Below are 26,646 nucleotides of genomic sequence, written 5' to 3' on the forward strand. Positions count from 1 at the left end.
GTTCTACCGCAACCCATAGGATCAACATGTCGGTTTCCTTCGTTCATCTTCGCCTGCACACCGAATACTCGCTGGTCGACGGCCTGGTGCGGATCAAGCCGCTGGTCAAGGCGCTGGCCGGCATGAACATGCCGGCGGTGGCGGTGACCGACCAGAACAACATGTGTTCGCTGGTGAAGTTCTACAAGGCGGCCATGGGCGCCGGCATCAAGCCGATCTGCGGTGCCGACCTGTGGCTGGCCAACCGCGACCCCGATGGACAGTTGAGCCGCATCAGCCTGCTGGCGATGAACGCAGTCGGCTATCGCAACATTACCGAACTGATTTCCCGTGGCTTCATCGAGGGCCAGCGCAATGGCCAGGTGATCGTCGAACGGCAGTGGGTGGCCGAAGCCAGTGAAGGGGTGATCTGCCTGTCGGCGGGCAAGGAGGGCGAGATCGGCATGGCGCTGCTGGGCGGTTACCCGGGCGATGCCGACAACCTGTTGCGCGAATGGATGGCGATTTTCCCCGAGCGGTTCTATGTCGAGGTGCAGCGGACCAATCGCACCAACGACGAAGAATACCTGCACGCGGCTGTGGCCCTGGCCGACCGTCTGGGCGCGCCACTGGTGGCCACCAACGACGTGCGCTTCATCAAGCAGGAAGACTTCGAAGCCCACGAAACCCGCGTGTGCATCGGTGAAGGCCGGGCGCTGGACGACCCGCGCCGCAACAAGAACTACAGCGACCAGCAGTACCTCAAGAGCGCCGAGGAAATGGCCGAGCTGTTCAGCGACTTGCCCGAGGCGCTGGAAAACACGGTCGAGATCGCCAGGCGTTGCAACATCGACGTCAAGCTGGGCAAGCACTTCCTGCCCGACTATCCGATTCCCGATGGCATGACCATTGACGAATATTTCCGCAAGGTCTCGTTCGACGGCCTGGAAGAACGCCTTGCCGTGCTGTTGCCCAGGGACACCACCGAGGATTACGAGGCGCGCCGCCAGGTCTATGTCGACCGGCTGAATTTCGAGCTCGACATCATCATCCAGATGGGCTTTCCCGGCTACTTCCTGATCGTGATGGACTTCATCCAGTGGGCCAAGAGCAACGGCGTGCCGGTCGGTCCGGGCCGCGGTTCGGGCGCAGGTTCGCTGGTGGCCTACGTGCAGAAGATCACCGACCTCGATCCGCTGGAATACGACCTGCTGTTCGAGCGCTTTCTCAACCCCGAGCGGGTCTCCATGCCCGACTTCGACGTCGACTTCTGCATGGATGGCCGCGACCGGGTCATCGACTACGTGGCCGACAAATATGGCCGCAATGCGGTGAGCCAGATCATCACCTTCGGTTCCATGGCGGCCAAGGCGGTGGTGCGCGACGTGGCGCGGGTGCAGGGCAAGTCCTATGGCCTGGCCGACCGGCTGTCCAAGATGATTCCGTTCGAAGTCGGCATGACCTTGGAAAAAGCCTACGAACAGGAAGAAATTCTCCGCGATTTCATCAAGGTCGACGAAGAAGCCGCGGAAATCTGGGACATGGCGCGCAAGCTCGAGGGCGTGGTGCGTAACGTCGGCAAGCACGCCGGTGGTGTGGTGATCGCGCCGACCAAACTGACCGACTTCGCGCCGATCTACTGCGACGAGGCCGGCGACGGCCTGGTGACCCAGTTCGACAAGGATGACGTGGAAGCCGCCGGCCTGGTCAAGTTCGACTTCCTCGGCCTGCGCACCCTGACCATCATCGACTGGGCGTTGAAGACCATCAACCGCGACCGTGCCAAGGTCAACGAAGCGCCGCTGGACATCGCGTTCATTCCGCTCGACGACAAACCGACCTACCAGCTGCTGCAGAAGGCCGAGACCACGGCGGTGTTCCAGCTCGAGTCGCGCGGCATGAAAGAGCTGATCAAGAAGCTCAAGCCCGACTGCCTGGAAGACCTCATCGCCCTGGTGGCCCTGTTTCGACCGGGGCCGCTGCAGTCGGGCATGGTGGACGACTTCATCAACCGCAAGCACGGCCGCGCCGAACTGGCCTATCCGCATTCGGATTACCAGTACGAAGGCCTGAAGCCGGTGCTGGCGCCGACCTACGGCATCATCCTGTATCAAGAGCAGGTGATGCAGATCGCCCAGGTCATGGCGGGCTACACCTTGGGTGGCGCCGACATGCTGCGCCGCGCCATGGGCAAGAAGAAGCCCGAGGAGATGGCCAAGCAGCGCGGTGGCTTCATCGAAGGCTGCGCGAGCAACAATATCGACCCGGACCTGGCCGGGAACATTTTTGACCTGGTGGAAAAATTCGCCGGCTACGGTTTCAACAAGTCCCACTCTGCCGCCTATGGGTTGGTGTCTTACCAGACCGCCTGGCTCAAGACCCACTACCCGGCGCCGTTCATGGCTGCGGTGCTCTCGGCAGACATGCACAACACCGACAAGGTCGTGACCCTGATCGAAGAAGTGCGCACCATGAAGCTGCGCCTGGACGCGCCGGACGTGAACAATTCCGAGTTCAAGTTCACGGTCAACGACGACGGTCGCATCGTCTATGGGCTGGGCGCGATCAAGGGTGTCGGCGAAGGCCCGGTGGAGGCGATCATCGAGGCGCGTCAGGCCGGCCCGTTCAAGGACCTGTTCGACTTCTGCGAGCGCGTCGACCTCAAGCGCATCAACAAGCGCACCCTCGACGGCCTGATCCGCAGTGGCGCGATCGACCGGCTGGGCCCGCATTTCCATGATGAAACCAAGGCCTACCAGGCCAACATCGATCGCAACCGCGCAGTCTTGCTGTCAGCCATGGAAGGGGCGATCAAGGCGGCGGAACAGACCGCACGCACCCACGACAGCGGCCACGACGACCTGTTTGGCGGGGTGTTCGTCGAAGCCGACGCCGATGTCTATGCCAGCCACCGCAAGGCCAAGGAACTCACGCTCAAGGAGCGGCTGCGCGGCGAGAAGGAAACCCTCGGGTTGTACCTGACCGGGCACCCGATCGACGAATACGAAGGCGAGATCCGCCGCTTCGCACGCCAGCGCATCATCGACCTCAAGCCTTCGCGCGAAACCCAGACGGTGGCGGGCATGGTCATCGCCCTGCGGGTGATGAAGAACAAGAAGGGCGACAAGATGGGTTTCATTACCCTCGACGACCGTTCGGCACGTATCGAGGCGTCGTTGTTCGCCGATGCCTTCATGTCCGCTCAGTCGCTGCTGCAGACCGATGCGATGGTGGTGGTGGAAGGGGAGGTCAGCAACGACGATTTCTCCGGGGGGCTGCGCCTGCGCGTCAAGCGCGTGATGAGCATGGAGGATGCGCGCACCAACCTGGCCGAAAGCCTGCGCCTCAAAGTGCACGCCGACGGGCTGGGCGGCGACCGGCTGGGCTGGCTCGGCGAATTGTGTCGCCAGCACCGTGGCGCCTGCCCGATCACCATGGAATACACCAGCAGCGATGCCAAGGCCACGCTGCAGTTTGGCGAAGGCTGGCGGATCGACCCGGCCGACAGCTTGATTCAAGCGCTGCGTGACCAGTTCGGCCGCGAGAACGTCTTTCTGCAATATCGTTGAACTGGCCCTGCGGGGCGGGTTCGACCACAATTAATAAACTCGACCTGAACGCGCCGTTTCCTTTAAGGTATGGCGCCAAACGGATCAACCGGCCGGCCGCTTGGCCGTCGACCCAAGACGGATGCCTATGAACCCGAATTTTCTTGATTTCGAACAGCCGATCGCTGACCTGCAAGCCAAGATCGAAGAGCTGCGCCTGGTAGGCAACGACAATTCGTTGAACATCGGCGACGAGATCTCTCGTCTGCAAGACAAAAGCCGCACGCTGACCGAAAGCATCTTCGGCAACCTGACCAGTTGGCAGATTGCCCGGCTGGCGCGTCACCCGCGCCGCCCGTACACCCTGGACTACATCCAGCACATCTTTACCGAATTCGATGAACTGCACGGTGATCGGCATTTCTCCGACGACGCCGCCATCGTCGGTGGTGTCGCCCGCCTCGACGACCAGCCGGTGATGATCATTGGCCACCAGAAAGGCCGTGAAGTGCGCGAGAAGGTCCGTCGCAACTTCGGCATGCCGCGCCCTGAAGGCTATCGCAAGGCCTGCCGCCTGATGGAAATGGCCGAGCGCTTCAAGATGCCGATCCTCACCTTCATCGACACACCGGGCGCCTATCCGGGCATCGATGCCGAAGAGCGCAACCAGAGCGAAGCGATCGCCTGGAACCTGCGGGTGATGGCGCGGCTGAAGACGCCGATCATCGCCACCGTCATCGGCGAAGGGGGTTCCGGTGGTGCGCTGGCCATCGGCGTCTGCGACCAGCTGAACATGTTGCAGTATTCGACCTATGCGGTGATTTCGCCCGAAGGCTGCGCGTCGATTCTGTGGAAGACTGCCGAGAAGGCGCCGGACGCTGCGGAAGCCATGGGCATCACCGCCGAACGCTTGAATCACCTGGGCATCGTCGACAAGGTGATCGATGAGCCCCTGGGTGGCGCCCATCGCGATCCGGCCGCTGCCTCGGCCCTTATTCGCGCCGAGCTGACCAGCCAGCTGGACATGCTCAAGGGTTTCGACACCGAGACCTTGCTCGGCCGCCGCTATGACCGGTTGATGAGCTACGGGTTGTAAGGGTTCAGACCGCAGCGCGCCCTTCGCGGGCTGAGCCCTCTGCCCGCGAAGAGCGCACCGCCGATCCCGAACCATGGACTGAAAAGGGGTCGCCCCATGCGTGAACCCTCTGCCCTGGCCCAGCGCCTGAGCAACAGGCTGCAGCCTTATCTGCAAGCCCCCGCCTGGCACCTCGCCCTCTCCGGTGGCCTCGATTCCACCGTCCTGCTGCACCTGTTGGCCAGCGTGCCCAACCGTCCAGCGCTGACCGCCATTCATATCCATCACGGCCTGCAAGCGGTTGCCGACACCTGGCCTGCCCATTGCCAGGCACTCTGCGATCAGCTCGATGTGCCCTTGCAGGTGATCAAGGTTCGAGTGCAGGACGGTGCCAGCCTGGAGCAAGCCGCACGCCAGGCGCGCTATCGCGCTTTCGATGCGCTGCTCGGCGCCGCTGATGTGCTGTTCGCAGCCCAGCATCAGGACGATCAGGCCGAAACCGTACTGTTTCGTCTGCTGCGCGGCGCCGGTGTGCGAGGGCTTGCGGCAATGCCCAGGCAGCGACCGCAAGGGCAGGGGATACTGGTGAGGCCGTTGCTCGACGAGCCTCGCGCCGATTTGCTGGCCTACGCTCGCAACCATGGCCTGCAGTGGATCGAAGACCCCTCGAACACCGACACGCGTTTCTCTCGCAACTATCTGCGTGGCGAGGTCCTGCCCGTGATCACGGCGCGCTGGCCCCAGGCTGCCGGCAGTATCGCCAGGGCCGCCGCGCACCTGAGCGAGGCGGCGCAGCTGCTGGATGAACTGGCCGCTGCGGACCTTGCGCCTGCGCACACGGCTGGCGAACCTTGCTGGCTGGCATTGCCCAGCCTGACCCTGGCGCCGCTTCGTACCCTGTCCGAAAGCCGTCAGCGCAATGCCCTGCAATACTGGCTTGCGCCCCTGACGCGCTTGCCCGATACCCAGCACTGGGTTGGCTGGACGTCCCTGCGCGACGCGGATCCCGCCGCTACGCCCGTCTGGCGCCTGGCCGACGGCGAGCTGCACAGGGCCCACGGGCGGATCTGGTGGGTCAGTGGCCAATGGTCGCAGGCCCAGCCCGCGTCTCAGGATTGGCCAGACACCCGACAAGCCTTGCAGTTGGTCGGCAACGGCGAGGTGCATTGGCAGGGCGGCCCGTTGCCGGGGCACGCGCAGATCCGCTACCGCCAGGGCGGCGAGCGCCTGCGCCTGCCCGTTCGCGGCGAGCGTGACCTCAAGCGCTTGCTCAATGAAAGCCGGCTGCCAGGGTTCGTGCGCGATCGTTTGCCGCTGCTGTTCATCCACGACCGCTTGGTTGCCGTGGCCAACCTGCCGCTGTCTGCCATCGAAGGACGACTGCTCTGGTCGCCGACAACCGGCGAGCAGAGTTTGAGATGAAAGGGGGAATCCGGTAGACTACGCTCCCTTCTTGATACAACTTCTGTGAACCCACCGGATTCACGGACGTTGCCGATTGCCAAACCGTTTTTGGCCGTCGGGGGCTTCGGCCTTCCTTCGCTTTCCCCGGCGGCTTCTGCCGCTTTAACGCAGACTTCTAGGGTTTTTCATGACGCGCTACATCTTCGTCACGGGCGGTGTTGTTTCTTCATTGGGGAAAGGCATTGCCTCGGCTTCATTGGCGGCCATCCTGGAGGCGCGGGGGCTCAAAGTCACCATGCTCAAGCTGGACCCGTACATCAACGTCGACCCGGGCACCATGAGCCCGTTCCAGCACGGTGAAGTGTTCGTCACCCACGACGGCGCCGAAACCGACCTGGACCTGGGGCACTACGAGCGGTTCATCCGCACGACCATGACCCAGAACAACAACTTCACCACCGGCCGGGTGTACGAGCACGTGCTGCGCAAGGAGCGCCGTGGTGATTACCTGGGCGCGACCATCCAGGTCATCCCGCACATCACCGACGAGATCAAGCGGCGCATCATCAAGGGCGCCGGCGATGCCGACGTGGCCATGGTCGAAATCGGCGGCACCGTTGGCGACATCGAATCCCAGCCGTTCCTGGAAGCGATCCGCCAGCTGCGTTTCGAGGTCGGTGCCAAGCGCGCCATGCTGATGCACCTGACGCTGGTCCCCTACATCGCCACCGCGGGTGAGACCAAGACCAAGCCGACCCAGCATTCGGTCAAGGAACTGCGCTCCATCGGCTTGCAGCCTGACGTGCTGGTGTGCCGTTCCGATCACCCGATCGACACGTCGTCGCGCCGCAAGATCGCTCAGTTCACCAACGTCGAAGAGCGTGCGGTGATTGCCCTGGAAGACGCCGACACCATCTACAAGATCCCTGGCATCCTGCACTCCCAGGGCCTGGATGACTTCGTCGTCGAGCGCTTCGGCCTGCAGTGCGGCGGCGCCGACCTGTCCGAATGGGAAGCGGTGGTCGATGCCAAGCTGAACCCCGAACACGAAGTGACCATCGCCATGGTCGGCAAGTACATGGAGCTGCTCGATGCCTACAAGTCGCTGATCGAAGCGATGAGCCATGCCGGCATCAGCAACCGCACCAAGGTCAACCTGCGCTACATCGATTCCGAAGACATCGAGAACCAGGGCACCGCCCTGCTCGAAGGCGTCGACGCCATTCTGGTCCCCGGCGGCTTTGGCCTGCGTGGCGTGGAAGGCAAGATCACCGCCGTGCAGTACGCTCGCGAGAACAAGGTGCCGTACTTGGGTATCTGCCTGGGCATGCAGGTGGCGGTCATCGAGTTCGCCCGTAACGTCATGGGCTGGAAAGACGCCAACTCCACCGAATTCGATCGCGCCAGCGGCCATCCGGTCGTCGGTCTGATCACCGAGTGGGAAGACGCCACCGGCGCCGTGGAAACCCGCACCGAAGCTTCCGACCTGGGCGGCACCATGCGTCTGGGCGCGCAGGACTGCCAGCTGGTCGGCGGCTCCAAGGTCCACGACTGCTACGCCCGCGACGTGATCGTCGAGCGTCATCGTCATCGCTACGAAGTGAACAACAACCTGCTGCCGCAACTGGTCGAAGCCGGGCTGGTCGTCTCCGGGCGCTCGGGTGACGGCGCGCTGGTCGAAGTGGTCGAGTCCAAGGACCATCCATGGTTCGTGGCCTGCCAGTTCCACCCCGAGTTCACCTCGACGCCGCGTGACGGTCATCCGTTGTTCACCGGCTTCGTCAAGGCCGCATTGGCTCAACATCAGAAGAAGGCCTGATCACCATGGCGCAGAAGATCATCCGCGTTGGCGATATAGAGATCGCCAACGACAAGCCGTTCGTGTTGTTCGGTGGCATGAACGTGCTGGAATCACGCGACATGGCCCTCAAGGTCTGTGAAGAATACGTGCGTGTGACCGACAAGCTCGGCATCCCCTACGTGTTCAAGGCCAGCTTCGACAAGGCCAACCGTTCTTCGGTGACCTCCTACCGCGGCCCCGGCCTGGAGGAGGGCATGCGCATCTTCGAAGAGATCAAGAAGACCTTCAACGTGCCGCTGATCACCGACGTGCACGAGCCTGAACAAGCTGCCGTGGTCGCCGAAGTCTGCGACATCATTCAGCTGCCCGCCTTCTTGTCGCGCCAGACCGACCTGGTGGTGGCCATGGCCAAGACCGGCGCGGTCATCAACATCAAGAAAGCCCAGTTCCTTGCGCCGCAGGAAATGAAACACATCCTGACCAAGTGCGAGGAAGCCGGTAACGACCAGTTGATCCTCTGCGAGCGCGGTTCGAGCTTCGGCTACAACAACCTGGTAGTGGACATGCTCGGCTTCGGCATCATGAAGTCGTTCGAGTACCCGGTGTTCTTCGACGTGACCCACGCCTTGCAGATGCCGGGCGGTCGCAGCGACTCGGCCGGTGGCCGTCGCGCCCAGGTCACCGACCTGGCCAAGGCTGGCCTGAGCCAGGGCCTGGCCGGTCTGTTCCTGGAAGCCCACCCGGACCCGGACAACGCCAAGTGCGATGGCCCCTGCGCGCTGCGCCTGGACAAGCTGGAACCGTTTCTTGCCCAGCTCAAGGCGCTGGATGAATTGGTCAAAGGTTTCCCGGCGATCGAAACGGCCTGATTGCGGTAAAGTAGTGCCCGATTTGTTGCGGTGACTCTTTCGCGGGCAGAGACCCGCTCCCACATCGAGCCCAGTGGGAGCGGGTCTCTGCCCGCGAGGGGGTTGCTAAAGCCCAAGCTGCGTCGTCTCGTCTACTTTGGAGTGTTCATAACAATGGCAAAAATCGTCGACATCAAAGGTCGTGAAGTTCTCGACTCCCGTGGCAACCCTACCGTAGAAGCCGACGTGCTTCTGGAAAACGGCATCATCGGCAGCGCCTGTGCACCGTCGGGCGCTTCCACCGGCTCGCGCGAAGCGCTGGAGCTGCGTGACGGCGACAAGAGCCGCTATATGGGCAAGGGTGTTCTGAAGGCGGTGGCCAACATCAATGGCCCCATTCGCGATGCGCTGCTGGGCAAGGATCCGGTCGACCAGAAGGGTCTGGATCACGCCATGATTGCCCTGGACGGTACCGAGAACAAGGCTTCGCTGGGCGCCAACGCCATCCTCGCCGTGTCCCTGGCCGCTGCCAAGGCCGCCGCGCAGGATCAGGACCTGCCGCTGTACGCGCACATCGCCAACCTCAACGGCACGCCGGGCGTCTACTCCATGCCCGTGCCGATGATGAACATCATCAACGGTGGCGAGCACGCCGACAACAACGTCGACATTCAGGAATTCATGGTCCAGCCGGTTGGCGCCAAGACCTTTTCCGACGCCCTGCGCATGGGCACCGAGATCTTCCACCACCTCAAGGCGGTATTGAAGGCTCGCGGTCTGAGCACTGCCGTAGGTGACGAAGGTGGTTTCGCGCCGGACCTGGCGTCCAACGAAGATGCCTTGAGCGCCATTGCCGAAGCCGTCGAGAAAGCCGGCTACAAACTGGGCACCGACGTGACCCTGGCCCTGGACTGCGCCGCCAGCGAGTTCTTCGAAAACGGTACCTACGACCTGGCCGGTGAAGGCCACAAGTTCGACGCCGAAGGTTTCGCCGAATACCTCAAGGGCCTGACCGAGCGCTACCCGATCATCTCGATCGAAGACGGCCTGGACGAATCCGACTGGGCTGGCTGGAAGATTCTCACCGACAAGATCGGCGAAAAAGTCCAGCTGGTGGGTGACGACCTGTTCGTGACCAATACCAAGATCCTCAAGGAAGGCATCGACAAGAAGATCGCCAACTCCATCCTGATCAAGTTCAACCAGATCGGTACCTTGACCGAAACCCTGGAAGCCATCCAGATGGCCAAGGCTGCCGGCTACACCGCGGTGATCTCGCACCGTTCCGGTGAAACCGAAGATTCGACCATTGCCGACCTGGCCGTGGGCACCGCTGCAGGCCAGATCAAGACCGGCTCGCTGTGCCGCTCGGACCGTGTTTCCAAGTACAACCAACTGCTGCGTATCGAAGAGCAGTTGGGTTCCAAGGCGATCTATCGTGGTCGCGACGAGTTTCGCGGCTAAGCAATAGATGGTAGAAAGACGACATGCGGAGCCTGGCGGATGCCAGGCTTCGTGCTATCTGGTCGCAGAGTTGAAGTTTTTTACCACTGGGTAACGTGATGCGCAGTCCTTATTGGTTGTTTCTTGTCTTGCTTCTGCTCCTGGGTGGTTTGCAGTATCGCCTGTGGGTCGGAAACGGAAGTCTCAAGCAGGTAGCCGAGCTGAAACAGCAGATCGCCGAACAGCATGCCGAGAACGAACGGCTGCTGGAGCGCAATCGCGTGATGGACGCCGAAGTACTCGAATTGAAAAAGGGCATGGAGACCGTCGAAGAACGCGCTCGCCATGAACTGGGCATGGTCAAGGAGGGTGAAACCCTCTACCAGTTGGCCCAATGAATACCTCGCTGCCAGCCTTCTGGGCAGTGATTCCCGCTGCGGGCGTAGGTGCGCGCATGGCAGCGGACCGCCCCAAGCAGTACCTGACCTTGGGCGGTCGCACGATCCTGGAACACAGCATCGACTGTTTCCTCGGCCATCCACAGCTCAAGGGCGTGCTCGTCAGCATCGCCGCCGATGACCCGTTCTGGCCCGACCTGCCCAGTGCCAGCAACGAGCTGATCCAGCGCGTTGCCGGTGGTCGCGAGCGTGCCGACTCGGTGCTCAACGCCTTGCTGCATTTACACGCCCAGGGCGCCGACGGCAGTGATTGGGTGCTGGTGCACGATGCGGCGCGGCCCAACCTTTCTCGCACCGACCTCGACAAACTGCTTGCCGAGCTGGCTGATGACAGCGTCGGCGGTCTGTTGGCCGTGCCCGCGCGCGACACGCTCAAGCGTGCCGATGCGACTGGGCGGGTTCAGCATACGGTGGATCGCAGCACGATCTGGCAGGCGTTCACGCCACAGATGTTTCGTCTGGGCGCCCTGCATCGGGCTCTGGCCGATAGCCTTGTGGCCGGAGTGGCGATTACCGACGAGGCCTCGGCCATCGAGTGGGCCGGTTTCGCGCCGAAGCTGGTGGAGGGCCGGGCGGACAACCTCAAGGTGACCCGGCCTGAAGATCTGGAGTGGCTGCGCCAGCGTTGGGCGATGCGTGGCTGAGGGGGGCGGTGGCGTCGTTCGCGGCCGATGACCGCTCCTACAGATACTCGGGCCTCTCGGCCAACCCTTCTCTGAGATAATCGACCAGCTTCCTGATCTTCGGCGACAAGTGCCGTTGTTGCGGATAAAGCCCCCACACCGCCGTGTTGGGCGGCTGGTGGGCCTCCAGCAGCGACACCAGTGCGCCGCTGCGCAAGTGTTCCAGCACGTAGTAATCAGGCAGCTGACACAGCCCGACGCCCTGCAACGCCGCGTCGAGGACCGCCTGGCCACTGTTGCAGCGCCAGTTGCCCTGCACGCGTTGCGCCTGTTCCTTGCCATCGACCTGCAGCGGCCAGATATCCGAACTGCCCACCAGGCAGTTGTGCCGCGTCAATTCCGACACACTGTGGGGCCGGCCATAGCGCGCCAGGTAGTGCGGTGAAGCGCACAGGAACATCCGCCGCGGCGCCAGCCTGGTTGCCACCAGTCGCGAGTCCTGCAAGCGTCCCAGGCGGATGGCCAGGTCCAGGCCTTCGTGAAGCAGGTCGAGGGTGCGGTTGCTCAGCTCGATCTCCACGCGCAGTTGCGGGTACAGCCCCATGAAGCGCGTGACCAGCGGCACGATGAAGCGCTCGCCATAGGCCACGGCGCAGGTCAGACGCAGCAGCCCCTTGGGTTCACCGGTCAGGTCGCTCATGGCTCGCCAGGCTTCGTCGCGACCGTCCTGCAGGCGTTGGCAATGCTGGAGGAATGTCTGCCCTGCCTCGGTCAGCGCTACCCGTCGCGTGCTGCGATAGAGCAGGCGGGTCTGCAGGCGTTCTTCCAATCGGGCGATCTGGCGACTGACGTGGGACGACGACACGCCCAGCCGCTGCGCTGCGGCGGTGAAGTGCGCGCACTCGGCCACTGCGACGAACTCGTCGATACCCTCCCAGCGGTTATCATTCACTCGATTATCCCTGTACGGCATCAATGTTTTGCGCAAGGGGCGATTATTCCGCATCCGCCCATGAATTACACTGTTGGCAGTCCCGTTCATTTCAGGAGCAAGCATTGATGATCAAGTCCCGCGCCGCGGTTGCATTCGAAGCCAACAAGCCATTGGAAATCGTCGAGATCGACGTGGCCATGCCCAAGGCAGGCGAAGTCCTGTTGCGCGTGGTCGCTTCCGGGGTCTGCCATACCGATGCCTACACCCTGTCGGGTGCGGATCCTGAAGGCATCTTCCCGTCGGTACTGGGCCACGAAGGCGGCGCCATCGTCGAAGCGGTGGGTGAGGGGGTCACTTCGGTTGCGGTGGGCGATCACGTCATTCCGCTGTACACGCCCGAATGCCGCCAGTGCAAGTTCTGCAAATCGGGCAAGACCAACCTGTGCCAGGCCATTCGCGCCACCCAAGGCAAGGGCTTGATGCCGGACGGCACTACGCGGTTCTCGTACAACGGCAAGGAACTGTTCCATTACATGGGCACCTCGACGTTCTCCGAGTACACCGTGTTGCCGGAGATCTCGGTAGCGAAGATCGACAAGCAGGCGCCGCTGGAAAAGGTCTGCCTGTTGGGTTGTGGCGTCACCACCGGTATCGGCGCCGTGCTCAACACGGCCAAGGTCAAGCCGGGCGATACCGTGGCCGTGTTCGGCCTGGGCGGTATCGGTCTGTCGGCCATCATCGGTGCGGTCAAGGCCAAGGCCGGTCGCATCATCGCCGTCGACATCAACCCAAGCAAATTCGAGATCGCCCGCCAGCTGGGTGCAACCGACTGCATCAATCCCAAGGAATATGACCGGCCGATCCAGGAAGTCATCGTCGACCTTACCGATGGCGGCGTGGACTTCTCGTTCGAGTGCATCGGCAACGTGCAACTGATGCGTGCAGCCCTCGAATGCTGCCACAAGGGTTGGGGTGAGTCGGTGATCATCGGCGTGGCCGGCGCTGGCCAGGAAATCGCCACGCGCCCGTTCCAGCTGGTCACCGGACGGGTCTGGCGCGGTTCGGCATTCGGTGGCGTGCGCGGGCGTACCGAGTTGCCCAGCTACGTCGAAATGGCCGAGACCGGCGAGATCCCGCTGGATACCTTCATCACCCACACCATGGGCCTGGAAGACATCAACAAAGCGTTCGACCTGATGCATGAAGGCAAGAGCATTCGTTCGGTCATCCACTTCTGAGGTCTGCCATGAGCCTGGAAAACCTGTCCTGCCAGAAGAGCTTCGGCGGCTGGCACAAACGCTACAAGCACCGCTCCAAGGAGCTGGGTTGCGACATGACCTTCGCCGTGTACCTGCCGCCGCAAGCGGAGCAGGGCGGCAAGTTGCCGGTGCTGTACTGGCTGTCGGGGCTGACCTGTACCGACGAGAACTTCATGCAGAAGGCCGGCGGCCTGGAGCTGGCCGCCGAGTTGGGCTTGATCATCGTTGCGCCCGACACCAGCCCACGCGGGGCGGGAGTGCCGGATGATCCGGACCAGGCATGGGATTTCGGTCTGGGTGCCGGGTTTTATCTGAACGCCACCGAGCAGCCGTGGGCGCAGCATTACCGCATGCATGACTATGTGGTGCATGAATTGCCAGCCATCGTGGAAGCGCATTTCCCCGCGTCGGACAAGCGCTCCATCAGTGGCCATTCCATGGGTGGCCACGGAGCGCTGGTCTGCGCGCTGCGCAATCCGGGGCGGTATCGGTCGATCTCGGCGTTCTCGCCCATCAGCAATCCGATGGATTGCCCCTGGGGCCAGAAAGCGTTTTCCCATTACCTGGGCGAGGAGCGCTCGCGTTGGCGCGAATGGGATGCCAGCGTGCTGATCGCCGATGCGGCGGAACATCTGCCGCTGCTGGTGGATCAAGGCGATCGTGATGATTTCCTCGAGAGCCAGCTCAAGCCCCAGGCTCTGAGTCAGGCGGCCAAGTCGGCCGGCTATGAACTGACCCTGCGCATGCAACCGGGCTATGACCACAGCTATTACTTCATCGCCAGCTTCATCGATGACCATTTGCGCCATCATGCCAAGGCCTTGAAGTGACTGCGCTGGCGCCCTCTGCCCGCGAAGGCGCCAGCACAGTCACCTGCAGATGTTTTGATCCGCCCAACCTGCGCCAAAGCAGGTAGAATCACGCCCTGACTCAATCGGGGCGTTTTTTTCTATGCGTATTGGCCACGGCTACGACGTGCACCGTTTCGCCGAGGGTGACTTCATTACCCTGGGTGGCGTGCGAATCCCACACAAGTTCGGCCTGCTGGCCCATTCCGACGGCGACGTCGTACTGCATGCCTTGAGCGATGCCTTGCTCGGCGCAGCTGCCTTGGGCGACATCGGCAAGCATTTTCCCGACACCGATCCGCAGTTCAAGGGCGCGGACAGCCGCGTGCTGTTGCGCCACGTGCTCGCGGTCGTGGCGAGCAAAGGCTGGAAAGTCGGCAATGTCGACGCCACCATCGTCGCCCAGGCGCCGAAAATGGCGCCCCACATAGAAACTATGCGTGAACGGATCGCCGCCGACCTGGGCGTGGAGCTGGATCAAGTCAACGTCAAGGCGACCACTACCGAAAAGCTCGGGTTCGCCGGGCGCGAGGAAGGTATCGCCGTGCATGCGGTCGCCTTGTTGCTGCGCGCATGACCGAATTCGAATTGCTGGGTCCGCGGGCCACGGGCGACAGCCTGGGCAGCGCCGTACTCAAGGCCAGCGCCGAAGACTTCCAGGTCGACGAAGTGCTGGACATTCCCTTGGCCGGCCAGGGCGAGCACCTCTGGCTCTGGGTCGAGAAACGCAACCTCAATACCGAAGAGGCAGCCCGCCGCCTGGCCAAGGCCGCTGGCGTGCCGTTGCGCACGGTCAGCTATGCAGGCCTCAAGGACCGCCAGGCGCTGACCCGGCAGTGGTTCAGCCTGCATCTGCCAGGCAAGGCCGATCCGGACCTGAGCGCGGCGCAGGGCGACACCCTGGCCATCCTCAAGCAGGCCCGGCACTCGCGCAAACTGCAACGCGGTGCGCACTCGGCCAACGGCTTCACCGTGCGCCTGACTGCGCTCAAGGCCGACCGGGCCGCGCTCGATGCGCGCCTTGGAGAAATCCAGCAGACCGGCGTACCGAATTATTTCGGCACCCAGCGCTTCGGTTTCCAGGGCGGCAATGTGTTCGACGCTCAGCAGTATGCCGAACGCCAGGCGCTGCCCGAGCAGCGCAATGTGCGTTCGCGGCTGCTCTCCACGGCGCGCAGTTTCCTGTTCAACCAGATACTTGCCGCGCGCGTCGCCGACGGTACCTGGAACCGCGCCCGGATCGGTGATCTGCTGGCGTTCACCGACAGCCGCAGCTTCTTTCCCGCCGGTGAAGCCGAATGCAGTGATCCACGCCTGGACATCCTCGACCTGCACCCTACCGGAGCGCTGTGGGGCGAGGGCGCATCGGTCGCCGCCGGTCGCTGCGCCGAGCTGGAAAATGCCATCGGCGACCAGCACCCGGCGCTGTGTGCCTGGCTTGCAAAAGCGGGCCTGGCACAGGAGCGACGCATCCTGCGGCTGCCCATCGGCGAGCTGACGTGGCATTATCCCGAGCCTGACATCCTGCAGTTGCACTTCGTCCTGCCGGCCGGTTGCTTCGCCACTGTCGTGGTGCGCGAACTCGTCGATCTGGTGCCGACAGGGCAGACGGAAAGTCCATGCGTATTCTGATTTCCAACGATGATGGGGTCACCGCCCCCGGCCTGGCCGCGCTTCACGACGTGTTGCAGGACTATGCCCAGTGCACGGTGATCGCCCCCGATCAGGACCGTAGCGGCGCCAGCAGTTCGCTCACGCTGGACCGGCCGCTGCATCCGCAGACCTTGCCCAACGGCTTCATCAGCGTCAACGGCACACCCACCGACTGCGTGCACCTGGGCCTGAACGGCCTGCTGCCTTTCGAGCCCGACCTGGTGGTTTCAGGTATAAACCTGGGGGCCAACCTGGGCGACGACGTGCTGTATTCGGGCACGGTGGCTGCTGCCCTCGAGGGGCGTTTTCTGGGGCATACCTCGTTTGCGTTCTCGTTGTTGTCTCGCCAGCCCGAGCACCTGCCGACGGCAGCCTACTACGCGCGCAAGTTGATCGAGGCCCGAGACCGGTTGAACCTGCCGCCTCGTACCGTGCTCAACGTGAACATCCCCAACCTGCCGATCGAGCGTATCCGCGGCATGGTGCTGACTCGCCTGGGCCATCGGGCACGGGCTGCGGCGCCGATCCGCATGGTCGACCCGCGGGGCAAGCCGGGCTACTGGATCGCCGTGGCCGGCGACGCCGAAGATGGCGGCCCGGGCACCGATTTCCATGCCGTCATGCAGGGCTACGTGTCGGTCACGCCACTGCAACTGGATCGCACCTTCAACGAGGCCTTCGGCCACGTTCAAGGTTGGCTGGAGGAGCTTGGCTGATGCGCCAGAGAGACAATCAGCACCATGGCATCGGCATGACTTCGCAGCGCACGCGCGAACGCTTGATTCAGCGCCTGTGCGACGAAGGCCTGGCCAATACCCAGGTGCTCGAGGTACTGCGTCGCACACCGCGCCATCTGTTCGTCGACGAAGCACTGGCGCACCGCGCCTACGAAGACACCGCACTGCCGATCGGCCACAACCAGACCATTTCCCAGCCCTACATGGTTGCACGCATGAGCGAGCTGCTGCTGGCGGCGGGGCCACTGGACAAGGTCATGGAGATCGGCACCGGCTCGGGCTACCAGACCGCCGTGCTGTCGCAGCTGGTCGAGCGGGTGTTCTCGGTCGAGCGGATCAAGGTCCTGCAGGATCGCGCCAAGGAACGCCTGCAGACGCTCGAGCGGCGCAACGTGGTCTTTCGCTGGGGCGATGGCTGGGAAGGCTGGCCGGCCCTGGCACCCTACAACGGCATCATCGTTACCGCAGTGGCGACCGATGTGCCCCAGGCCCTGCTCGATCAGCTCGCGCCCGGTGGGCGACTGGTGATTCCGGTGGGCTCCGGCGACGTCCAGCAACTGATGTTGATCGTGCGCGAAGAGCACGGGTTCTCCCGGCATGTTCTGGAAGCCGTGCGCTTCGTGCCGTTGCTCAATGGTCCGTTGGCTTGACCGGCGTGAGTTCGCAGAGTGAATTCTGCGCGGCGCCGTCTGTCTGACAGCGGGTCGTGGCGCAGGTACGGCCGCAGCTTGCACCCATGCGCCTTGAAGTCGAGTAGTGAAGTTGGATATTTTCTTGTCACCACAACAAAGGAGCGGCGGGTGAGCCTCACAATCATTGGGCAGCGTGCAGGTAGTTCGAGCGTCAAGCTCCTGATGCTCGGGGTTGCGATCGCAGCCTTTCTGTCCGGCTGTTCCAGCACCTCCAGCCAGGTCAGCGTGGTCGATCGCAACAACGCGGCCAAAGCGGCGCAGCGCCAGCCGGTGACCACAGGCCAATACGCAGTCAGGCGAGGCGACACGCTGTTCTCCATCGCCTTTCGCTACGGTTGGGACTACAAGGCCCTGGCTGCGCGCAACAATATTCCCGTGCCCTATACCATCCGCCCAGGCCAGGTGATCCGCTTCGACGGCAACTCGGGCGCGCCAGCCACCACCGTGGTGACCACCCAGAGCGGCGCCTCTGCGTCTTCCTCGAGCCGCACCACAGTCACCCGCCGTCCGCTCACCCCGGCACCGACCGCCACCAGCAGCGTCGCCATTCCCGTCCCTTCGCCTACCCCGGTACCCGCGGGCGAGCGCACCCAAGGCGGCTGGGCATGGCCGGCAAACGGTGTTTTGATCGGGAAATTCGCTTCAAACGGCAGTTTGAATAAAGGAATTGATATCGCCGGTGATTTGGGACAGCCTGTTTTTGCTGCGTCTGATGGTGCGGTGGTCTACGCCGGGAGTGGTTTGAGGGGCTACGGCGAATTGGTCATCATCAAACACAGCGATACCTACGTCAGTGCCTACGGTCATAACCGCAGGTTGTTGGTTCGGGAGGGTCAGCAGGTCAAGGTCGGTCAGACAATTGCCGAAATGGGTTCAACGGGGACGGACCGGGTGAAGCTGCACTTCGAGATTCGCCGTCAAGGCAAGCCCGTAGATCCGCTGCAATTCCTGCCACGTCGTTGATTTGCACTACCAGCCTGTTCCTCCACGTAGTGGGGACGGGCTCACGCGCTGCCATGGAGATTGGCGCCGCTGGAGCTTGAGGTCGAACTCAGCAAAGGACTATAACAATGGCTCTCAGCAAAGAAGCGCCGGAGTTTGACATCGACGATGAGGTGCTCCTTATGGAACCCGACGTCGTATTGGATGTGATGTCGAACGAAGAACCTGCTGCACCTGCGGTTCGCACCAAGGCACGCAATTCCACATCGCTCAAACAGCACAAATACATCGACTACACGCGGGCGCTCGATGCGACCCAGCTGTATTTGAATGAAATCGGTTTTTCGCCTCTGCTTTCTCCCGAAGAAGAGGTGCACTTCGCACGACTTTCCCAGAGCGGCTGCCCGGCCGGTCGCAAACGCATGATCGAGAGCAACCTGCGCCTGGTGGTGAAGATCGCCCGCCGGTATGTCAATCGCGGCCTGTCCTTGCTCGACCTCATTGAGGAGGGCAACCTGGGGCTGATTCGTGCGGTCGAGAAATTCGATCCCGAGCGCGGTTTCCGGTTCTCAACCTATGCCACCTGGTGGATCCGACAGACCATCGAACGGGCGATCATGAATCAGACCCGGACCATTCGCCTGCCCATTCACGTGGTCAAGGAGCTCAACGTCTACCTGCGCGCCGCGCGCGAACTGACCCAAAAGCTCGATCACGAACCGTCCCCAGAAGAAATCGCCAACCTGCTCGAGAAGCCCGTGGGCGAGGTCAAGCGCATGCTTGGGCTCAACGAGCGGGTATCCTCGGTGGATGTCTCGCTCGGGCCGGATTCGGACAAGACCTTGCTCGACACTCTGACCGATGACCGGCCCACCGACCCCTTGCAGCTGCTGCAGGACGACGACCTCTCGCAGAGCATAGACCAGTGGCTGTCCGAGCTGACCGACAAGCAGCGCGAGGTGGTGGTACGCCGTTTTGGCCTGCGGGGCCACGAGAGCAGCACGCTGGAAGACGTTGGCCTGGAAATCGGCTTGACCCGCGAGCGCGTGCGACAGATCCAGGTGGAAGGCCTCAAGCGACTACGCGAGATACTCGAAAAGAATGGGCTGTCCAGCGAGTCATTGTTTCAATAGCCGCCGTTACCGCACGACTTGAACGCCCCTTTTTCAAGGGGCGTTTTTATTGTTGGCCTAGTCGCGGTGCGATGTTGTCAGTGTTCACTGTGACCTTGTGTAAGCCTTTGGCTATTTATCCAGTCAAAGTTTTGTAAGTTGGAACTCTTGTCTATCTAACTGCACGTTCTTGAACACATTATCGAATAAGCTGACACCCAAGTCAGTTTATGATGGGAATTATTCGCGGTTGTCCTGCGCACAGAATGCGTTAATATCAAGGCGTGTTCAGGGACGGCACAGGTGCTCAGGATCGAGCGCCCAAAAGGGATATCGCAGTGACGCGATTCATCAGGACGATGACAGGGATAAAAGGGACAGGGAAAGGTGGGCGGCTCATTACCGCCCCTTTTTTTTGACTTTTTTTTGAAGTCGAGAGCGAGTGGCCAGCAGCGCCGTCCGGTGTCACGCACGCCTGCGCGGCAGGCGTGACGGTCGCTATCAGCTGGCACGAGGCAACGAGCGTGCCCTAGCGCTCCAGGTCCTTGATCTTGCCTTTCACGCCGTCGAACGCTTCAGCCTCGGGCAGCGCATCCTTCTTCTCGGTAATGTTCGGCCAGACTTCGGCCAAGTCCACGTTCAGCTGGATGAATTCCTGCATGTCCTCGGGCACTTCATCTTCGGAGAAGATGGCTTGGGCCGGGCATTCAGGCTCGCACAGTGCGCAGTCGATGCACTCATCCGGGTGAATCACCAGGAAGTTCGGGCCTTCGTAGAAGCAGTCCACCGGACAGACTTCCACGCAGTCGGTGTATTTGCACTTGATGCAGTTGTCGGTGACGACGAAGGTCATTTCTATTTCTCTCCTCAGGCGGCGGCAGCGAAGCCCTTCACAGGGCCGCTTGGTTTGGGCAGGTCAGCCGCAGACCAGGCTAAAAGCCATTGGCATTCCCAAACCGCGCGGGATTCTATCAGCTTGTAGGAATAAGCGTTAGACCCGGTTCTTCAGTGCATAGAGCAATTCGATCGCTTGCCGCGGGGTCAGTCCATCGATGTCGGTCTTGGCAATCTGTTCCAGCACCGGGTGCGGCAGGCTGGCAAACAGGTCAGCCTGATGGGGCTTCGCTGTCTTGCCGGGCATGGGCGTTGGCGCCTCATGGGGCAGGCTGGTGGTTTCCAGACGGCTCAGGTGTTCCTTGGCGCGCAGGATGACTGCGGCCGGTACCCCGGCCAATTGCGCGACCGCCAACCCGTAGCTCTGGCTGGCAGGGCCGGCCAGCACATGGTGCAGAAAAACGATGCGTTCGTTGTGTTCGGTGGCGCTCAGGTGCACGTTGGCCACCAGTGGCTGGCTTTCCGGCAACACGGTCAGCTCGAAGTAGTGAGTGGCGAACAAGGTGTAGGCGCGCAGTCCGGCCAGGCATTCGGCGGCAGCCCAGGCCAGCGACAAGCCATCGAACGTGCTGGTGCCGCGGCCCACTTCGTCCATCAGCACCAGGCTGCGCTCGGTGGCATTGTGCAGGATGTTCGCGGTTTCGCTCATCTCCACCATGAACGTCGAGCGGCCGCCAGCCAGGTCATCACTGGAGCCGATTCGGGTGAAAATGCGGTCCACCAGCGACAACTCGCAACTGGCCGCCGGCACAAAACTGCCGATGTGCGCCAGCAACACGATCAAGGCAGTCTGGCGCATGTAGGTGGATTTACCGCCCATGTTCGGACCGGTGATCACCAGCATGCGGGTGCTGTCGTCCAGGCTCAGGTCGTTGGCCACGAAAGGTGTGGTGAGCACTTGTTCCACGACCGGATGGCGACCCTGGTCGATACGCAGGCACGGCTCGTCGACGAAGCGGGGGCAATTGAGGTCCAGGTTCAGCGCTCGCTCGGCGAGGTTGCTCAGCACGTCCAGTTCGGCCAGTGCTGCGGCGGTGTCCTGCAGGGGCGGCAGATGACCGATGAGGTTTTCCAGCAACGCTTCGTACAGCGATTTCTCACGGGCCAGGGCACGGCTCTTGGCCGACAGCGCCTTGTCTTCGAAGGCCTTGAGTTCAGGGGTGATGAAGCGCTCGGCACCTTTGAGCGTCTGCCGCCGGATGTAGTCCGCGGGGGCTTGTTCGGCCTGTTTGCTGGGCAGTTCGATGAAGTAGCCGTGGACGCGGTTGTAACCCACTTTCAAGTGGGACAGGCCCGTACGGGCTTTTTCCCGGGCTTCCAGGTCGATCAGGAACTGGCCGGCGTTCTCGCTCAGCGACAGCAATTCGTCCAGCTCGCTGTCGTAGCCGGTTTTCAGTACGCCGCCGTCGCGGATGACGGCGGGCGGATTGTCGACGATGGCCTTGGCCAGCAGATCGGCCAGTTCCGGGTAGGTCCCGGCAATGGCCGCCAGCTGCGCCAGGTGCGGCGCTTCGAGTTCGGCCATTGCCACCTGCAGTTCGGGCAGGGCGGCCAGCGCATCGCGCAGTCGCGCCAGGTCCCGCGGTCGGGCATTGCGCAGCCCGATCCTTGCGAGAATCCGCTCGATGTCACCGATTTCCTTGAGCTGCGGTTGCAGGCTTTCGAAGCGGTAGCCCTCGAGCAGGCAGCCGATGGAGCCCTGACGCGCCTCCAACACCTTGAGGTCACGCAGTGGTCGATTGAGCCAGCGGGTCAGCAGGCGGCTGCCCATGGCGGTCTGGCAGCGGTCGATGACCGATTGCAGGGTGTTGTCGCGTCCGCCGGCAAGGTTGGTGTCCAGCTCCAGGTTGCGGCGACTGGCGCCGTCCAGCACCACCGTGTCGTCCAACCGTTCGTGACGCAGGCTGCGCAGATGGGGCAGGGCGGTGCGCTGGGTTTCCTTGGCGTAGCCGAGCAGGCAGCCCGCGGCGCCGATGGCCAGCGTCAGCTTCTCGCAGCCGAAGCCCTTGAGGTCCTGGGTTGCGAACTGCTGGCACAGGCTCTTGTGCGCAGTGTCCCGTTCGAAGTCCCAAGGCGCCCGGCGGCGCGAGCCCTTGCGCTTTTCCGCCGGCAACCCTTGCGGCCAGTCATCGGGAATCAGCAGTTCGACCGGGTTGATCCGCTCGAGCTCCGCCAGCAGGTTTTCCCATCCCGCCAACTCCATGACCATGAAGTTGCCGCTGGTGATGTCCAGCACCGCCAGGCCAAACAGGCGCTCGTCGCCCAGCACGGCCGCGATCAGGTTGTCGCGGCGCTCGTCGAGCAGTGCTTCGTCACTGACCGTGCCGGGCGTGATGATCCGTACCACTTGCCGATCGACCGGCCCCTTGCTGGTGGCCGGGTCGCCGATCTGCTCGCAGATCACCACCGACTCGCCCAGCTTGACCAGTTTGGCCAGGTAGCCCTCGGCTGCATGGTAAGGAATACCGCACATGGGGATCGACTGCCCCGCCGACTGTCCACGGGCGGTCAGGGTGATGTCGAGCAATTTGGCAGCCTTCTTCGCATCCTCGTAGAAGATTTCGTAGAAGTCGCCCATGCGGTAGAACATCAACTGGTCGGGATGCTGATTCTTCAGCTTCCAGTACTGCTGCATCATCGGGGTGTGGTTAGAAAAATCGGACATTCAAGGACTTAGCTCGCGGGTGTCTTGGGGACGTAAGGCAGGCGCCAATAGTACAGGGATTTTTTTCACCATGTAGGACGTTGGCACCGGTTACGCGGTGGCACGATTGCCCTTCGGGCCGGTCATACCCAGGCATGCCATGGCGACTTTGACCTGCATGGCAGGAGGGCGTAGCCTCATCGGCCGCCTGATCAAGGAGCTGTTATGGACGCCTCGACCTCACTCTCTGCCGAACTCGGCCAGCGCCTGCTCGCCCTGGGCGCCCAAGCCACCACGGCGGAGTCCTGCACGGGAGGCGGTATCGCCGAGGCGATCACTCGCATCGCCGGCAGTTCGGCCTGGTTCGAGGCCGGCTACGTCACTTATTCCAATGCGCAGAAAACCGCTCAGCTGCAGGTTCCGAGCGAGCTGTTCGAACAGGTCGGTGCGGTCAGCCGCGAGGTGGTCGAAGCCATGGTGCGCGGTGCTCAGGGGCACAGCAAAGCGCGCTTTGCGGTGGCGGTCAGCGGCGTTGCCGGCCCCGGCGGCGGCTCCGCTGAAAAGCCTGTCGGCACGGTATGGCTGGCCTGGGCCGACGGTGCGCAGACGTTTTGTCGACGCGAGCAGTTTGCCGGCGACCGCGAGGCCGTGCGCCGGCAAACCGTCGTGGCAGCCCTGCAGGGTTTGTTACACCTTGCCACTGGAGAAAAACCATTTCAGGGGTAGGCGAGTGGCATGGTGTGTGGAATAATACTGGCTACTTATACAGGTGTTATGGCCGTCAGGCCTTATTGATTACGTGAGGACTTCAATGGACGACAACAAGAAGCGTGCCTTGGCTGCGGCCCTGGGTCAGATCGAACGTCAATTCGGTAAAGGCGCTGTCATGCGCATGGGTGACCACGAGCGCCAAGCGATCCCGGCCATCTCTACCGGTTCGCTCGGCCTGGATATCGCGCTGGGTATCGGTGGTCTGCCAAAAGGCCGGATCGTCGAGATCTATGGTCCGGAATCGTCGGGTAAAACCACGTTGACGCTGTCGGTCATCGCCCAGGCCCAGAAGGCCGGTGCAACCTGCGCCTTCGTCGACGCCGAGCACGCGCTGGATCCCGAGTACGCCGGCAAGCTGGGCGTCAATGTCGATGACCTGCTGGTATCCCAGCCGGACACCGGTGAGCAGGCGCTGGAAATCACCGACATGCTGGTGCGCTCCAATGCGGTTGACGTCATCATCGTCGACTCCGTCGCTGCACTGGTGCCCAAGGCCGAGATCGAAGGCGAGATGGGCGACATGCACGTGGGTCTGCAGGCACGCCTGATGTCGCAGGCACTGCGCAAGATCACCGGTAACATCAAGAACGCCAACTGCCTGGTCATCTTCATCAACCAGATCCGCATGAAGATCGGTGTGATGTTCGGCAGCCCGGAAACCACCACCGGTGGTAACGCGCTGAAGTTCTACGCATCGGTTCGTCTGGACATTCGCCGGACCGGCGCGGTCAAGGAAGGCGACGAAGTGGTGGGCAGCGAAACCCGCGTCAAGGTCGTCAAGAACAAGGTGGCACCGCCATTCCGTCAGGCTGAATTCCAGATCCTGTACGGCAAGGGCATCTACCTCAACGGTGAAATCGTCGACCTGGGTGTGGCCAACGGCCTGTTGGAGAAATCGGGCGCCTGGTACAGCTATCAAGGCAGCAAGATCGGTCAGGGCAAGGCCAACTCGGCCAAGTTCCTGCAAGACAACCCCGAGATCAAGGCCACCCTGGAAAAGCAGATCCGCGACAAGCTGCTGACCGGCGGTACCGACAAGGCTGCAGCCGACAAGGCTTCCGCGACTGCACCGGCAGCCGATACGGCTGAAGCTGAAGCCGATTTCTGATCAGCCTCATGCCACCTGTCGTATTGGATACACCCGTCGCCGTGCGACGGTCTGCCATGGACCTGCTCGCACGTCGCGAGCATGGTCGAGTCGAGCTGACGCGCAAATTGCGTCAGCGCGGCGCTCCTCCCGAAATGATCGATACCGAGCTTGATCGTCTGACCGACGAAGGCTTGTTGTCGGAAGCACGCTACCTGGAAAGCTTCATTCGCTATCGGGCCAACTCCGGCTACGGGCCCGCACGAATACGCGAAGACCTGACCCAACGCGGTTTGCAGCGCGCCGATGTCGAGCAGGCACTTCGTCAAAGCGGATTCGATTGGGCGGTGCAGCTACGCGAGCTCTGGGAGCGCAAATTCGCTGCCAGGCTTCCCGTTGAACTCAAGGAGCGCGCCCAGCAGACGCGTTTTCTGGCCTATCGGGGCTACCCGATGGAGCTGATTTCTCGCCTGCTCAACGGCAAGGATCTGGACTGATCCCTTCTGCCGATGAGGCAGCGGTGTTCGTCGAGTAGCACCGCCACATTTCCTGGAGTATTACTTGCCGCAGTCCTTGGCAGTGTAGGACTGGCTGCCGATGGCGCGATTGGTCTTGTATTCGGTGAAGTCATAGCGCATCACGGCGCCCTGTGCCATCAGATCACGAAAACCCTTGTTGCGACATACGCTTGCGCCCAGTTGCAGGTAAACGGTTTTGGGGTCGCGGCGCATCTCGTAGGCCTGGCTTTCGCGAACGCTCAGGTGATTGACCAGTTGGTTGCCTTCGACGGTGAAACCCTGATCAAGGATGTCTTCATTGATTGCGCGCGGTGTACCCACACTGCTTTGCTGAGCCACTTTCTGCAGGTTTTTCGACAGCTCCAGTTCCTTCAGCGATGCAGCGTGGGCGGCCAGCGGCAAGGCAAGCAGCAAGGCGAGGGACGGGGCGATAAAGCGCAGCATGAAACACTCCTGGGCAAAAAGCCGGGCAAGACAAGTGGGCGTAAGACCCGCCAATGGCGCAGGCGTTCACCCACCTCTGAGGGTAGCCGATTATACGGCGCGGCACGTCGGCTCACCATCGACATCGTTCCGGAGCCAGCTCTGTTAGAATCCGCGCCCCCAGACTCTACCGTGATCCGCAATGAGCCATGCCGTTTCCCGTCTGCGCGCCGAGCGCCTGGCGCGCAGTACCCAGCCATTTACCGCACGGGGTTCACGCGCGCCTCGATGCCCGCGTTGCCGAGTCATTCCGCAGTACTGCCTGTGCGCGTGGCGTCCCAACGTCGACGCACGGTCGGCCATGTGCCTGCTGATGCATGACGTGGAACCCATGAAGCCGAGCAACACCGGCTGGCTGATTGCCGACGTGATCGCCGACACCCACGCCTTCATGTGGTCGCGCGTAGCCGTCGACCCGCGGTTGCTTGCACTTTTGGCGGATCCGCAGTGGCAGCCCTATCTGGTCTTTCCCGGAGAGTTCGTCGAGCCGCAGCGGGTAACCAGCAGCGTGGCGCCGCAGCTCGGTCGACGGCCTTTGTTCATACTGTTGGACGCTACCTGGACCGAAGCGCGAAAGATGTTCCGCAAGAGTCCGTACCTGGCCTCGCTGCCGGTGTTGAGCCTGGCGCCCGAACAACTGTCGCGCTACACCTTGCGCCGCTCCAAGCGCGACGATCACTTCTGCACCGCCGAGGTGGCGGCGCTGTGTCTGGAGCTGGCCGGCGACGAGCAGGCGGCGCGCGTACTGGATGCCTACCTCGATGTGTTCAGTGCGCATTACCTGGCAGCGAAATTCCAGGAGCCAGTGGACGAGACCGATGCGGCGCATCGGTTTCTGGCCGACTATCTATAATCCTGGCGGCGACGCGGGCTCTGGCCATGGAGTCGCTTGA

General features: G+C 62.5%; 24 protein-coding genes. 20 read left to right on the forward strand and 4 right to left on the reverse strand.

The features are described from left to right. Window positions 1-26 precede the first annotated feature (26 nt). The 8 genes from dnaE (at window position 27) to ispD (ending at window position 11,200) form a co-directional block, all read left to right on the forward strand. Window positions 27-3,548, forward strand: a complete 3,522-nt coding sequence (dnaE, locus tag IFT76_RS07985) for a DNA polymerase III subunit alpha (protein ID WP_122476557.1) — start codon at window positions 27-29, stop codon at window positions 3,546-3,548. Window positions 3,549-3,675: 127 nt separating this feature from the next. Next, the gene (locus IFT76_RS07990; RefSeq protein ID WP_122476555.1) at window positions 3,676-4,623 is read left to right on the forward strand and encodes an acetyl-CoA carboxylase carboxyltransferase subunit alpha; all 948 of its coding nucleotides are present in this window, start codon (window positions 3,676-3,678) and stop codon (window positions 4,621-4,623) included. 96 nt (window positions 4,624-4,719) lie between these two features. Further along, entirely contained in the window at window positions 4,720-6,024 is a 1,305-nt protein-coding gene (tilS, locus tag IFT76_RS07995; RefSeq protein WP_192057853.1) for a tRNA lysidine(34) synthetase TilS, read from the forward strand. A 169-nt stretch (window positions 6,025-6,193) separates the two neighbouring features. After that, the gene (locus tag IFT76_RS08000; RefSeq protein WP_122476552.1) at window positions 6,194-7,825 is read left to right on the forward strand and encodes a CTP synthase; all 1,632 of its coding nucleotides are present in this window, start codon (window positions 6,194-6,196) and stop codon (window positions 7,823-7,825) included. Window positions 7,826-7,830: 5 nt separating this feature from the next. After that, window positions 7,831-8,676, forward strand: coding sequence for a 3-deoxy-8-phosphooctulonate synthase (kdsA, locus tag IFT76_RS08005; RefSeq protein WP_122476550.1), 846 nt, complete (start codon window positions 7,831-7,833; stop codon window positions 8,674-8,676). 153 nt (window positions 8,677-8,829) lie between these two features. Next, on the forward strand, window positions 8,830-10,119 hold the full coding sequence (gene eno, locus IFT76_RS08010) for a phosphopyruvate hydratase (protein WP_185794270.1): 1,290 nt from the start codon (window positions 8,830-8,832) through the stop codon (window positions 10,117-10,119). A gap of 98 nt (window positions 10,120-10,217) precedes the next feature. Then, complete coding sequence (gene ftsB / locus IFT76_RS08015; RefSeq protein ID WP_043185120.1) at window positions 10,218-10,496, forward strand: cell division protein FtsB; 279 nt, start codon at window positions 10,218-10,220, stop codon at window positions 10,494-10,496. Next, complete coding sequence (gene ispD / locus IFT76_RS08020; protein WP_185794271.1) at window positions 10,493-11,200, forward strand: 2-C-methyl-D-erythritol 4-phosphate cytidylyltransferase; 708 nt, start codon at window positions 10,493-10,495, stop codon at window positions 11,198-11,200. The genes ftsB and ispD overlap by 4 nt, the downstream gene beginning before the upstream one ends. Window positions 11,201-11,237: 37 nt before the next feature. On the opposite strand, the gene IFT76_RS08025 is transcribed toward ispD, so the two are convergent. After that, window positions 11,238-12,131 (reverse strand): LysR family transcriptional regulator, encoded by an 894-nt coding sequence (locus tag IFT76_RS08025; protein ID WP_342214299.1) that lies wholly within the window; start codon window positions 12,129-12,131, stop codon window positions 11,238-11,240. Between the two features lie 107 nt (window positions 12,132-12,238). Between IFT76_RS08025 and IFT76_RS08030 the strand changes: the two genes are divergently transcribed. From IFT76_RS08030 to rpoS, 8 genes are all read left to right on the forward strand, one after another. Beyond that, entirely contained in the window at window positions 12,239-13,351 is a 1,113-nt protein-coding gene (locus IFT76_RS08030; protein ID WP_185794273.1) for an S-(hydroxymethyl)glutathione dehydrogenase/class III alcohol dehydrogenase, read from the forward strand. Window positions 13,352-13,359: 8 nt separating this feature from the next. Further along, window positions 13,360-14,202 (forward strand): S-formylglutathione hydrolase, encoded by an 843-nt coding sequence (fghA, locus tag IFT76_RS08035; RefSeq protein ID WP_122476543.1) that lies wholly within the window; start codon window positions 13,360-13,362, stop codon window positions 14,200-14,202. Window positions 14,203-14,323: 121 nt separating this feature from the next. After that, the gene (ispF, locus tag IFT76_RS08040) at window positions 14,324-14,797 is read left to right on the forward strand and encodes a 2-C-methyl-D-erythritol 2,4-cyclodiphosphate synthase (RefSeq protein WP_122476541.1); all 474 of its coding nucleotides are present in this window, start codon (window positions 14,324-14,326) and stop codon (window positions 14,795-14,797) included. After that, a complete protein-coding gene (gene truD, locus IFT76_RS08045; protein ID WP_122476540.1) occupies window positions 14,794-15,852 on the forward strand; it encodes a tRNA pseudouridine(13) synthase TruD in 1,059 nt (352 codons plus the stop codon). Before ispF ends, truD begins: the two co-directional genes overlap by 4 nt. Then, a complete protein-coding gene (gene surE / locus IFT76_RS08050) occupies window positions 15,840-16,589 on the forward strand; it encodes a 5'/3'-nucleotidase SurE (RefSeq protein ID WP_122476538.1) in 750 nt (249 codons plus the stop codon). Before truD ends, surE begins: the two co-directional genes overlap by 13 nt. A gap of 35 nt (window positions 16,590-16,624) precedes the next feature. Then, the gene (locus IFT76_RS08055) at window positions 16,625-17,260 is read left to right on the forward strand and encodes a protein-L-isoaspartate(D-aspartate) O-methyltransferase (protein ID WP_185794556.1); all 636 of its coding nucleotides are present in this window, start codon (window positions 16,625-16,627) and stop codon (window positions 17,258-17,260) included. A 150-nt stretch (window positions 17,261-17,410) separates the two neighbouring features. Next, complete coding sequence (locus tag IFT76_RS08060; RefSeq protein ID WP_122476536.1) at window positions 17,411-18,265, forward strand: peptidoglycan DD-metalloendopeptidase family protein; 855 nt, start codon at window positions 17,411-17,413, stop codon at window positions 18,263-18,265. 107 nt (window positions 18,266-18,372) lie between these two features. Continuing rightward, window positions 18,373-19,377, forward strand: a complete 1,005-nt coding sequence (gene rpoS / locus IFT76_RS08065; protein WP_192057854.1) for an RNA polymerase sigma factor RpoS — start codon at window positions 18,373-18,375, stop codon at window positions 19,375-19,377. A 508-nt stretch (window positions 19,378-19,885) separates the two neighbouring features. Here rpoS and fdxA read toward each other — a convergent pair. Together fdxA and mutS are read right to left on the reverse strand one after the other, a co-directional pair. Beyond that, window positions 19,886-20,209 carry a ferredoxin FdxA gene (fdxA, locus tag IFT76_RS08070; RefSeq protein WP_122476533.1) on the reverse strand — a complete coding sequence of 108 codons (324 nt, stop codon included), beginning with the start codon at window positions 20,207-20,209 and terminating at the stop codon, window positions 19,886-19,888. Between the two features lie 138 nt (window positions 20,210-20,347). Continuing rightward, a complete protein-coding gene (gene mutS, locus IFT76_RS08075; protein WP_192057855.1) occupies window positions 20,348-22,915 on the reverse strand; it encodes a DNA mismatch repair protein MutS in 2,568 nt (855 codons plus the stop codon). A 204-nt stretch (window positions 22,916-23,119) separates the two neighbouring features. Between mutS and IFT76_RS08080 the strand changes: the two genes are divergently transcribed. The 3 genes from IFT76_RS08080 (at window position 23,120) to recX (ending at window position 25,249) form a co-directional block, all read left to right on the forward strand. Beyond that, window positions 23,120-23,620: a CinA family protein gene (locus IFT76_RS08080; RefSeq protein WP_122476529.1), complete on the forward strand. Its 501-nt coding sequence runs from the start codon at window positions 23,120-23,122 to the stop codon at window positions 23,618-23,620. An 85-nt stretch (window positions 23,621-23,705) separates the two neighbouring features. Then, window positions 23,706-24,773, forward strand: a complete 1,068-nt coding sequence (gene recA, locus IFT76_RS08085) for a recombinase RecA (protein ID WP_122476527.1) — start codon at window positions 23,706-23,708, stop codon at window positions 24,771-24,773. Window positions 24,774-24,781: 8 nt separating this feature from the next. Further along, window positions 24,782-25,249, forward strand: a complete 468-nt coding sequence (gene recX / locus IFT76_RS08090; protein ID WP_122476525.1) for a recombination regulator RecX — start codon at window positions 24,782-24,784, stop codon at window positions 25,247-25,249. Between the two features lie 60 nt (window positions 25,250-25,309). On the opposite strand, the gene IFT76_RS08095 is transcribed toward recX, so the two are convergent. Continuing rightward, window positions 25,310-25,714, reverse strand: coding sequence for a PA3611 family quorum-sensing-regulated virulence factor (locus IFT76_RS08095; RefSeq protein WP_122476523.1), 405 nt, complete (start codon window positions 25,712-25,714; stop codon window positions 25,310-25,312). Window positions 25,715-25,895: 181 nt separating this feature from the next. Here IFT76_RS08095 and IFT76_RS08100 point away from each other — a divergent pair, with 181 nt between their 5' ends. Continuing rightward, on the forward strand, window positions 25,896-26,606 hold the full coding sequence (locus tag IFT76_RS08100) for a tRNA-uridine aminocarboxypropyltransferase (RefSeq protein ID WP_122476522.1): 711 nt from the start codon (window positions 25,896-25,898) through the stop codon (window positions 26,604-26,606). Window positions 26,607-26,646 lie beyond the last annotated feature (40 nt).

This window comes from Pseudomonas sp. CFBP 13727 (assembly GCF_014841915.1).
GTDB lineage: Bacteria > Pseudomonadota > Gammaproteobacteria > Pseudomonadales > Pseudomonadaceae > Aquipseudomonas > Aquipseudomonas baltica.